Raw genomic sequence first — 11,087 nt, 5'->3', positions numbered from 1 at the left:
ATCATCCGTGTTTCATAGTGAAAGGTTAAGTTTTCCTTAACTCATCAGAAGTGATTAAGTGGATTATGCTATCACTAATTTAGGTAAACAAATAAAAATTACTGTCAATAATGAAGAGATGCTTTATAGAGCGGCTTCAATACCTAGAGCAATCACCTGAGCCAGTAAAGCATTCTAAATCAAAGGTAAAAAGTTAATAATGGCTAACCAACCGCACCATCGACAACGACGACACCGTCATCACCACCGACAGCAAAACCAGCATTGCGATCGCGCGATCATGCCACTGGCGAAAGCGCAAGTGGGGGAACAGCTTTGGATTGCAGGCTATGAAAGCAAAGATGGGGTGAATCGCCTAGTGGGGATGGGGTTAGCCCCTGGCATGAAAATTCAAATCTTACAGAATCTGGCGGGAAATATGGTCGTTGGAGTTGGAGACACCCGTATTGCCATTGATGGTGGCATGGCAAAACGGATTCTCATCTCAGATCAACCCTTTGATTATCTCGTAGAAGTACAAGAGGTAAATGATATGCAGTCGCAAAAAACAACATTAAAAGATTTGCAGGTTCATCAGCAAGGCAAAGTGGCTCGCTTTGAACAAATGGATGATGCAACCAAGAAAGCCTACAAAAAGAAATTATTGGCAATGGGACTCACCCCAGGCACAGAGTTTACCGTGACTCATGTTGCCCCTCTGGGTGATCCCGTAGAAATTCTGGTGCGAGGCTTTAAATTAAGTCTGCGAAAAGATGAAGCCGCAGCGCTGATCGTCGAAGCATTGTCTCAAGAAGCTGGATAGAATGTCTTTATTTGATTATTAACTACATGACTAAGGAATAAAACCATGAACCAACAAACCATTGCCTTAATTGGTAATCCCAATTGCGGCAAAACCACTCTCTTTAACGATCTCACAGGTACGAACCAGCGGACTGGCAATTGGCCAGGGGTCACTGTTGACCGCAAAGAAGGGAAATATGAATATGATGGCGCGGAAGTGACTGTCATTGATTTACCAGGGGTTTATGCTCTCGATGGCGAAGACGAAGGCTCTGGACTCGATGAGATGATCGCCCGAGATTATCTCATGTCGGGAGAAGCGGATTTGGTGATTAATATTGTTGATGCGTCGAACTTAGAACGGAATCTTTATCTAACGACGCAGATTATGGAAATGCGCGTTCCGATGGTCATCTCCCTGAATATGATGGATGTAGCGCGCGATCGCGAACTCGATATTGATACAGACATTCTTTCCCAACGGTTAGGCTGTTATGTCATTCCCATCAGTGCCTTTTTAGGAGAAGGAATTAATCTCCTCAGAAGTCGGATTAACGAGTTCGTCGATAATCCAGGAAACTTACCCACTGTGGTCGCTTACCCGGCTGTCATTGAAGATACCCTCAACCAAATCGAGCCGTTAGTGGAAGCAAAAGGAAAAAATCGTAAGATTTCTACACGCTGGGTCGCGCTGAATCTTTTAGAATACGAAGATCGGGTCGCCCCAGAACTCAAAGGCAAAGAACTGGATCAAATTGTCGTTGAAAATCGACGCAAGATTCACCGACTCTTACACGAAGACATCGACATCATTGTTGCTGATAGTCGCTATGGCTTTATTCGCAGTTTAATTCAAAATGCGGTGAAACAGAAACGGCAGGTCAGTAATACCAAATCGGATCAAATTGACCAATTTGTGCTTAACCGTTGGATTGGCATTCCTTTGTTTTTAGTGGTGATGTATTTAATGTTTTTCATTGCCATTAATATCGGGGGGACGTTTATTGATTTCTTTGATATTTCCGTGGGAACAGTCTTTGTGGATGCGCCGCAAGCCTGGTTAGAAGGTCTCGGTGCGCCTGGTTTGCTCATTGGCTTTGTTACCGCTTTCGGGGGTGGTGTGCAAACGGTAGCAACATTTATCCCCCAAATTGGCTTACTCTTTGTCATTCTTTCCATTTTGGAAGACTCGGGCTATATGGCAAGAGCCGCGTTTGTGATGGATAAGTTAATGCGTTTTGTCGGTTTACCAGGGAAAGCGTTTGTGCCGATGTTAGTCGGATTCGGCTGTAATGTTCCCGCAATTATGGCAACCCGAACCTTAGAAAATAAGCGCGATCGGTTGATGACGATTATGATGAACCCGTTTATGTCTTGTGGCGCAAGATTGCCAGTGTATGCGCTATTTGCTGCTGCCTTCTTCCCTCGTAACGGACAAAATCTGGTGTTTGGTCTTTATCTCATTGGGATTGCAGCAGCGGTCTTTACGGGGCTGGTAATGAAAAATACGATTATGCAAGGGGAAGCTGCGCCCTTTGTCATGGAATTACCCCCTTATCACATTCCGAAGCCAAAAGGGGTAATGATCCGCGCTTGGGATAGACTGAAAGGATTTTTGGTGAGAGCGGGTAAAGTGATTGTGCTGATGGTGCTGGTTTTGAGCTTCTTAAATTCCGTTGGCACTGATGGCTCTTTTGGTCAACAAGATAGTAAAGATTCTGTTCTCTCCGCCACTAGCCAAGCTGTCACCCCGATCTTTTCTCCCATGGGCGTTACTCAAGAAAATTGGCCCGCAACCGTTGGCATTTTTACAGGGGTATTTGCGAAAGAAGCCATGGTGGGTTCTCTTGATTCCCTGTATGGTCAGCTTGCACAAGAAGAGGCAGCAGCATCAGAAACCGCCGAAGAGCCTTTTCGCTTCTGGGCTGGAATTGGTGCAGCTTTTGCCAGTATTCCTGCTAATTTAGCGGATTTGGGCAATCAATTGCTTGATCCTTTGGGTTTAAGTGTCGGTGAAGTTCAAGATTCCACCACGGCTGCTGCTGAACAAGGAATCGCAGTGAGAACGTTTGGACAAATGTCACAACGTTTTAATACGAATGCTGCGGCTTTTGCTTATTTACTGTTTGTGTTGATGTACTTCCCTTGTGTGGCGGCAACAGGCGCAATCTACCGTGAAACGAACCTCGGTTGGACGCTTTTAGCTGCTGGTTGGACAACGGGTTTAGGCTACTGGGTGGCGAGTATGTTTTATCAAATTGCTACCTTTTCTCAGCATCCTGGTTTTTCTCTAGCTTGGATCATCGGTGGTGTTGTTGTCATGGGAGGAGCAATTTTCTTACTGAAAATATCACGAAATTCTCACCTAGCGCGATCGCGTTCTCAACCAAAAACTCAAACCACTACTCGTGCTTAAGTGGTTGGAATGTGGGAGAAGCATTTAAAAATTGTTGCTAATTTAGAGTAGGCTAGACTAATGATTTTAAAGGAACTACAAAATTTTGTCCTCAAACATCATCGGGTTTCTTTGGCAGAAATTGAATTGCATTTTCAGATGGATGGAGATGCGCTGCGACAAATGCTGATGAAATTAGTCCAAAAAGGAAGAGTCCGCCAGTTACCGATTCCAGAACATTGTGAGGGCTGTAGCTTCTGCAATCTCCATGCAATTGAGTTCTATGAATGGATTGATGAACCTTCCCAAAAAGTGCAAGGGAGAAATGGGAGACAAGGGAGCAATGGGAGACAAGGGAGACAAGGGAGACAAGGGAGACAAGGGGGACAAGGGAGACAAGGGAGACAAGGGGGACAAGGGAGCGATTTTTCTCCCCCATCTTCCCCATCTTCCCCCATCTTCCCCCATCTTCCCCATCTTGCCTCTTGCCTTTTGCCTCTTGCCTTACTTAACCAACCAATGGACTTTTTCAGCAACCCCTATTTACTACTAAGGAATTTCTCAGAATTGAAAACTAATCACACGATCGCGCCCCTGTTTTTTCGCTAAATATAAAGCGCGATCGGCTTCCCTTAACAAATCATTAGGATTATCGCATGGTCGGGGAATCACACTTGCGATTCCAATACTTAAAGTCACTCGATTTTGATCAGGATTTCTCTCATGAGGAATGGCACGATGAAAAAGCCGTTTCCGAATATTTTCTGCTAAGTTTTTAGCATTGTCTGCATTGATTCCCGCACAAATAATCACAAACTCTTCTCCGCCATATCGAGCAGGAAAATCTTCGGCTCGTTTGCAGTTTTCCTTAATAATCAAGGCGACTTTCTGCAAACAATCATCTCCTGCTTGGTGTCCGTAATAATCATTATATTTTTTGAAATAATCAACATCACAGAAAAGAATACTCAAGGGAAGAGATTCTCTGTAAGCGCGATTCCATTCTTCTTGTAAATGTTTGTCAAATGTTCTACGATTCGCTAGTTGGGTTAACCCATCAACGGTTGCTAATTGTTCGAGGTCTTGATTCGCTTTTTTTAATTCTAATTCCAGTTGCTTGCGATCGCTGATATCGGTAATCAGAGCATAATATCCTAAAACCTGATTCTTCGCATCCAATTTTGGCGTTAACACCGCAGACACATGGCGAGTTTTTCCCCCTTGATAAGTCAATTCTTTCTCATAAGTAACGGTTTCCCCTGCTAACACTCGCTGAATATCGGGTAAGGCTTTTTGGTAGGCTTCTGCACCAATCACTTCCTCAACGGTACGCCCGATCATGTCTTCTTTGCGACAATTAAACCACACTTCATAGGTGTGATTCACAAACTGATAACGCAGAGACGAATCAATAAAAGAAATACAGCCAGAGATAGAATCTGTAATCAGTTGTAATTCAGCATAACTTTCTGATAAAGCAAGGGTTTTTTCTGTTACTTCTTGTTCTAATTTTGCTTGATAATGATCGCGAAACTGTTCCGCTTCTTGTAACGATCGCGCCATTTGAGAAAATGATTCCGATAAGGTATCCACTTCTCGGATGCGACTGGTGGAAAAAGAGTCGTTAAACTTACCTTGTGCAACACTTTTGCTCGCTTGAGACAAACGAAGCAGCGATCGCGCAATCCGTCGAGAAGTCCACCACCCTAACCCCAATGATGCTAATAATGCGACTCCAGATAAAGCAATAGTTCGTCGGACATTTGCCTCAATCGCCCCCGTAAACTCAGATTTTGGCACAACCGTTACAACGAGCCAATCTAACCCATAATCATCCTGATAGGAAAACACCCGCAAAAAATAGGGGTCTTTTTTGCCAGCTTCCATGGCAAACTCGATGAATTGCGGTGATTGAATTGTATTGAGATCATTAAACTCTTCCGTTAAGGCTGCTGTCGCTTTGGCAATCACCTGATTAGAACTTTTTTGAGCAGGAATCCGACGAAATTCAACCTTGCCAGGTTCGAGAATTTTACCCTTTTGACGACGAGAAGTCCGATAGGGGAGTTCACCCGCCGAGTTAGCAACTAACAAGCCATTCCGTTCTATAATAAACACCTCTCCCGCCTTACTCCGTAGTGTTAGATTTGCGAGAAAGTGATTCAGGGCTTCTAAACTCAAATTAATCGAGAAAACCCCTTCCAACTCTTGGGATGCGTTGTAAAAAGGAGCATAAGCATTAATTGCTAATACATTACCTGTCCCAATCTGAAACAAATCACTCCAGCCTGAAGTTTGGGTTGTCACGGCGCGACGATACCAAGGACGCTCACGAACATCAACATTTTTAATCGTCTTGAAATAGCAACCAATTGTTCCCCCTACATTAAGGGCGTAAAGATTGATTCGACTTGGATTATCAAGATCAAAACGTCCCACCTCAACCTGTAACTCTTGGGCTGCTGTGTTACCTTTTGGAAGCTCAGTATCGTTAACGAATAAAAACGCCCCTTGCGGATTACCAAAAAGAACACTGGTAACTTGTGGAAATTTTTGATGTTCTGCAATCAGATAGTTATGGAGTTGGTCTAAATTCTCTAAATCGATGACCCCAGACTCAACCATCGCGATATTAAACTGATTGATTTCATGGGGGAGACTGAGGTGATGATCAAGCTCTTGGACGACTTGGTTTTCTGTTTTTACCAGTAATTGATCCGTTAAGTCTTGTACGGTTTGCTGTCCGCTACGATAAGACAAATAACCCACTAACCCGACAATGCCAAGAACTTGTAAGGTAAAAGGGGTAGTCCTGCATAGTAATGATCAATGTTGCAGGCTTGCCTTGTAGTAATGTATAAAGTCCCAAATAGCCCCTAAATGATTCTGGAATTTTTTAGAGAAAGAAAGACTCTTTCTAACTAATCTACCAACTCGTTGTCTAAGTGTATTATTAAATCTTTCTATATGATTAGTCTGACCAGTTTCTTTGCCAACTGCTTGATGTCTCTTAGTCGGTAAAATTCCTTGATAGGCTTCCCAAAAATCTGTATAACAAGTTGCACATTGACGGTAAACTGGTGGCAAAGAATCCCATAATTTTCGGGCGGCGGCGCGATCGCGATCGCGCTTCTTAAACACCGACAATTTATGCAAGTTAAACTATCAATAGCTAACCAAATCCATACTTTATTTCGCTTAGAACCAACGAATGACCACATTTCATCAATTTCAAGAATTAACCTTCCTCTTTTTTTTTCAGTAATTTTAGCTTCTTTAGGAGTCAGATAATATTTTTGATTAACATAGTCTTGCAACCAACGCTCTGAAACCTCAGCAACTCGCGCGATCGCTGCTAAAGCTAAGCGTTCCTTTAACAATTTATCAATTAAATCACGCTTGTCTTGGGAAATCGGTTGACGAGAAGGATTATTAACAAATTGTCGCCCACAATGTTGACAGCGAAAGCGCTGTTTTCCATAATGCGTATGTCCATTTTTGACAAATTTGGAAGAGTGACATTTTGGGCAATTCATTACTCATGTTTTTCGTTAACTTCAATCTCTCAATATATTGTATCATTACTATTCAGCACTACCATAGTGAAGATCGCCTAAGTCGAATCGAAAAGCTGATTGAATCTAATGCCAAGTCGATTGAAGCCTTAAGTGAAGATCGCAGAGAAAGTGAACGCGATCGCGCTCGTCTTTATCAAGAAATGGCGAATCTCTCCAACTCAATGGCAAATCTTTCTACCTCAATTGCCAATTTAAGCAACGCTCAAGCTGACTTTTACCGACGCATGGAGAACTTTTCTCGCCGTCAGGGTGATATTGTCGAAATTCTCAAACTATTACAGCAAAGGGAGAATTAGAGCTTCAATAGCATAGTTTTTCTGTAGTGGTGTTCATAATCCAGAATAATAGGAAACTCTGCTACTGTTTCAAAAAGCAAAAATGGACTGCTAGAAGTTGATGTCGATATTGCTTCTAACTCATGGACAAGCGTTTGATCCACAACGAGTTGATACTAAAATTTCTCTTGATACGGTGGAAGATTGGGAAATTATTAATACGGGAATGATGGATCATCCGTTTCATTTACACACGAATCGGTTTCAAGTGGTGAGTAAAAATGGAAAACCAGTTAGTAATCCAACTTGGAAAGATACGGTTTTAGTTCCCAGAGGAGAAAGCGTTCGCCTTCGGATTCCGTTTCGAGATTTTGCAGGAAAAACCGTCTATCATTGCCACATTTTAGACCATAAAGAGTTAGGAATGATGGGACTGATTTTGATGGGGAGTTAGAAAATTAAACGTATGGCAAAATGTCAACGTCTTCTAGTTTTTCAGTAGCCGTAAGCCATTCAGTGTCACCAGCAAGGTTGAACCTTCATGTCCAAAAACCCCAGCAGGAAGGGTTAATTCTCCGAGAAAGTTGGCAATCATTAATAAGCTGATCGAGGTTAAAGCAAGGGTGATATTTTGCGTGGTGATACGCTGTGATTTTTTTCCAATGCGAATCGCTTGCTCTAATTTTCCTAATCGATCCGCCATCAGCACAATATCGGCAGTTTCTAGGGCAACATCACTGCCAATTCCGCCCATAGCAATGCCTACATCTGCTTGCGCTAAGGCGGGTGCGTCGTTAATGCCATCACCAACCATCGCAACGGTATAATGATTTTGCAATTCCTTGACCATCTCCACTTTATCTTCTGGCAGAAGATTCGCATTGACTCGATCGAGGCAAAGACTAGCAGCAACGGTTTGTGCAGTGGTGCTTTGATCGCCAGTGAGCATAATTGTTTCCTTAATCCCCATCTCTTTGAGCTTTGCTAGTAACTGTTGCGCTTGGGGATGAATTTGATCGGCAACAGCTAAGATGCCCAAAAGTTGATGTTCTTGAACCACCCAAACGATACTACAACCTTGATCGGCTAACTGTTCACTTTTTGCCTCGCAGTCTTGATCGATCGCTATTTCTTCGGTCAAGACAAATTGTTTTTTGCCCACTGTGACTGATTTCCCCGCAATCTGACCAATAATTCCTTGTCCTACTTTGGCAAGAACCTCGATGTCGCGAAGCGACCGCCCTTCGGGCATCGCGCCCAGTAAAGATAAATTCTCAGCTTCAGCAGCTTGTAAAATTGCATCGCCAATGGGATGTTCTGAGTAGGCTTCTAAAGAAGCAGCAATCTGCAACAGTTCTGCTTTGGTCGTATTTGAGGAAGGAATGACCTGTTTCAGTTGCAATTGACCTGTGGTGAGCGTTCCTGTCTTATCAAACGCGATCGCGCTGATTTTGCCGATCGTTTCTAATTGTGCGCCATCTTTGAATAAAATGCCATCTCTTGCCCCACGAGCAATCCCAGAGAGTAAAGTGGGCATAATCGCCGCCATCAACGCACAGGGGGAAGCAACCACCAGAAACACTAACGCCCGATAAATAGTTGTTTCCCAATCCCAAGCGAAAACCAAAGGCGGAAGCGTTGCCAAACCCACACCCACAAAGATAATGACTCGGGCATAACGACGCTCAAATTGTTCGAGAAACTGCTGGGAAGGAGGCTGAGAGGTTTTTGCTTCTTCCACTAATTGAATCACACGCTGAATCAGACTGCTTTCGGGGGGTTTATGCAGTTCAATGGTTAGCGCCCCATTGCCATTAATTGTTCCTGCGAAGACTTCATCAGTAACTTGTTTTTCTACAGGAATGGATTCTCCTGTAATCGGCGCTTGGTTCACTGTACTAAACCCTTGTTGAATAATGCCATCAGTGGGAAACATTTCTCCAGGTTTGACTAAAACGCGATCGCCGATTTGCAACTGTTCGGTGGGAACAATCATTTCCCGTCCTTCCTTAAACAGTCTGGCATTATCAGGGGTGAGTTCCATCAAACTGCGAATATTGCGCTCAGTGCGCTGCATGGCAATGTGTTCTAAAGCGCCACTGGTGGCAAAAATTAAAATGAGAACTGCCCCATCCACTAAAAGATAATAATCCTCTTGCCACAGCCCCAAAATGGCAGCCCCTAAAGCAGCAATAATCATCAGCAAGTCCACATCCAGTTCATGTTCTTGCCAAAGGGTTGTTACCCCTTCACGGGCGTTTTCGTAACCGCCAATAATATACGCTGCTACCAATAACCAAACCCCTAATCCGAGGAGATTGCCACTGAAAGCCAGCCAACCGAGGAACGTCAAGACAGCACAAGCCACAGGCGCGATCGCTTCGGGATAATTTTTAATCCAATTTGGGAGTTTTCTTGTTTCTATTAACTCACTAACCATTTTTAATCACTCACTAACCATTTTTAATAGGAAATGCCAACAAGTCTGCTGCATAGGGATCCCCCCAACCCCCCTTATTAAGGGGGGCTAGGGGGGATCGTTAAACCAGTCATTTGTAGCAATCATTTACAGATTTCATATAAGATCAGTCTTCATTAGCTTATTTATGATAAACTTTGACATTGATGTGAAGGTCAAGTGCTTATGGCAATATGATCGGGTTTGTAAAAAGTAGATTAATTTTTGATCCCGTCTATCTCCCCTTATTAATGTGATCCCCCCTATCCCCCCTTATTAAGGGGGGGATCAAATGGCAGAAAATTTAGGACTGCTATACCAGTTCTATATCTTATGTAAAAAGTTGATTAACCGTTCCCCCCGATCATTGGGGGGCGATCCCCCCTATCCCCCCTTATTAAGGGGGGAAAAGAAGGGGGGATCATTTAGGACTGCTATACCAATGCTGACCATTAAACAACTCACCGCAGCCGTGGGCGATCGCGCGACTCCACGTATGGTTCGCCACTATCACCAAATTGGTTTAATGCCCTCTCCTCAACGTTCTGCGAGCAATTATCGCCTCTACACAGAAGCGGATGTGCAACGGTTGCAGCGCATTATTGCCCTGAAAGAACAGGGATTCCAACTTTCTCACATTAAACAGATTTTGGAAGAAGATGCTGATCCAGACTCGGATTCTCTATTGCAGAAGTTACAGCAACAATATCAGACGGTTTTACAGCAACTGGTGAAATGGCGCAAAACCGCGATCGCGCTGGAGGGATTATTAGGGAGAGACAGCGCTTGTCAATCGCACCAGGGAGAAGCTCTAGCCCAACTGCGACGTTTGCAAGCGGAAACGGAAACCGCGCGATCGTTAAGCGAAGCCCTCTGGGAAAACTTAGATGCAACGGTTTATGACCATCCTGAGAATTTTCAGCAGGCTTTGCAATATTTGTTACCTGATCTGTCTCAGCGATGCTCCTCTGGAGCCGGCGCGGAGCGCCTATCGGAAATCGAAGTCGATATCTTATCTCATTTAGTCTTAGCTTGCGGGGATGTCAGTTTAGCTGCGTTTATTCGTCTCAGCCCCGATCTGATTAAAGCAGCCAGAGAAAGCCTCAGCGCTGGCTGTAAAATTGTTACGGATGTTCCTGCTGTTCTCAATACGATCGATCAGACTCGCTTGACTCATTTGGGCTGTGAATGGGTTTCTTTAATGGACGATCCTCATCTGGATAGTGCTGCTGATGCAGAAACAGAGTTTTGGCAAAATCAAAATTGGCAACAACATCTCGCCGAACAAGTTGAAGGGAACATTTGGGTAATTGGTTACGCGCCCTCTGTGTTGCTCAAACTCTGTGAATTTGTAGAAACGCACAATTGTCAACCTGCTCTGGTGATTGGACTGCCCATTGGCTTTAGTCATGCCCCAGCAGCGAAACGGCGACTGATGCAGCTACCAATTCCCTATCTTACCAGTGAAAGCGCTCTTGGCGGGGGGTTACTCGCAGCCGTTGCCCTAAATCGACTCGCAGCCTCTCTCCTAGAAAAGCCCAATTGTCACTGCTATCTGGAAGGACTATAATCTAAGTTTATTCAGTAAGCCCTATAAG

General features: G+C 43.9%; 8 protein-coding genes and 1 pseudogene. 6 read left to right on the top strand and 3 right to left on the bottom strand.

Translation table 11 applies throughout. The features are described 5' to 3' along the window. Positions 1 to 199 precede the first annotated feature (199 nt). Genes DACSA_RS03485 through DACSA_RS22790 form a run of 3 tightly spaced genes read left to right on the top strand, consistent with a single transcriptional unit; the run spans position 200 to position 3,787 of the window. Positions 200 to 802, top strand: a complete 603-nt coding sequence (locus DACSA_RS03485; RefSeq protein WP_083874362.1) for a FeoA family protein — start codon at positions 200 to 202, stop codon at positions 800 to 802. 45 nt (positions 803 to 847) lie between these two features. Then, entirely contained in the window at positions 848 to 3,199 is a 2,352-nt protein-coding gene (feoB, locus tag DACSA_RS03480; RefSeq protein WP_015228446.1) for a Fe(2+) transporter permease subunit FeoB, read from the top strand. A gap of 60 nt (positions 3,200 to 3,259) precedes the next feature. Then, the gene (locus DACSA_RS22790) at positions 3,260 to 3,787 is read left to right on the top strand and encodes a FeoC-like transcriptional regulator (RefSeq protein WP_015228445.1); all 528 of its coding nucleotides are present in this window, start codon (positions 3,260 to 3,262) and stop codon (positions 3,785 to 3,787) included. On the opposite strand, the gene DACSA_RS03470 is transcribed toward DACSA_RS22790, so the two are convergent. After that, a complete protein-coding gene (locus DACSA_RS03470) occupies positions 3,740 to 5,947 on the bottom strand; it encodes a diguanylate cyclase domain-containing protein (protein WP_015228444.1) in 2,208 nt (735 codons plus the stop codon). The genes DACSA_RS22790 and DACSA_RS03470 overlap by 48 nt on opposite strands. A gap of 57 nt (positions 5,948 to 6,004) precedes the next feature. Next, positions 6,005 to 6,714, bottom strand: a protein-coding gene (locus DACSA_RS03465) for an IS1 family transposase (RefSeq protein WP_456297634.1) whose coding sequence is annotated in 2 segments (ribosomal slippage) — positions 6,005 to 6,331 and positions 6,334 to 6,714 — 708 coding nt in all. Because the reading frame shifts where the segments join, the coding sequence is not laid out codon by codon here. A 5-nt stretch (positions 6,715 to 6,719) separates the two neighbouring features. On the opposite strand from DACSA_RS03465, the gene DACSA_RS03460 reads away from it, so the two are divergent. Beyond that, entirely contained in the window at positions 6,720 to 7,052 is a 333-nt protein-coding gene (locus DACSA_RS03460) for a coiled-coil domain-containing protein (RefSeq protein WP_015228443.1), read from the top strand. A 121-nt stretch (positions 7,053 to 7,173) separates the two neighbouring features. After that, positions 7,174 to 7,485: pseudogene (locus tag DACSA_RS03455) on the top strand (multicopper oxidase domain-containing protein); the annotation flags it as partial. A 33-nt stretch (positions 7,486 to 7,518) separates the two neighbouring features. Here the strand turns inward: DACSA_RS03455 and DACSA_RS03450 are convergent. Beyond that, entirely contained in the window at positions 7,519 to 9,471 is a 1,953-nt protein-coding gene (locus DACSA_RS03450; protein WP_015228442.1) for a heavy metal translocating P-type ATPase, read from the bottom strand. Positions 9,472 to 9,931: 460 nt separating this feature from the next. On the opposite strand from DACSA_RS03450, the gene DACSA_RS03445 reads away from it, so the two are divergent. After that, positions 9,932 to 11,059: a precorrin-8X methylmutase gene (locus tag DACSA_RS03445; protein ID WP_015228441.1), complete on the top strand. Its 1,128-nt coding sequence runs from the start codon at positions 9,932 to 9,934 to the stop codon at positions 11,057 to 11,059. Positions 11,060 to 11,087 lie beyond the last annotated feature (28 nt).

The sequence above is a fragment of the Dactylococcopsis salina PCC 8305 genome, assembly GCF_000317615.1.
Lineage (GTDB): Bacteria > Cyanobacteriota > Cyanobacteriia > Cyanobacteriales > Rubidibacteraceae > Halothece > Halothece salina.
This window is presented reverse-complemented; position numbering and strand designations above follow the sequence as displayed.

Coding starts and splice junctions, on each gene's coding strand:
- DACSA_RS03460 (WP_015228443.1), top strand. CDS start 6,720: ATGTTTTTCGTTAACTTCAATCTCTCAATATATTGTATCATTACTATT.
- DACSA_RS03450 (WP_015228442.1), bottom strand. CDS start 9,471: ATGGTTAGTGAGTTAATAGAAACAAGAAAACTCCCAAATTGGATTAAA.
- DACSA_RS22790 (WP_015228445.1), top strand. CDS start 3,260: ATGATTTTAAAGGAACTACAAAATTTTGTCCTCAAACATCATCGGGTT.
- feoB (WP_015228446.1), top strand. CDS start 848: ATGAACCAACAAACCATTGCCTTAATTGGTAATCCCAATTGCGGCAAA.
- DACSA_RS03485 (WP_083874362.1), top strand. CDS start 200: ATGGCTAACCAACCGCACCATCGACAACGACGACACCGTCATCACCAC.
- DACSA_RS03445 (WP_015228441.1), top strand. CDS start 9,932: ATGCTGACCATTAAACAACTCACCGCAGCCGTGGGCGATCGCGCGACT.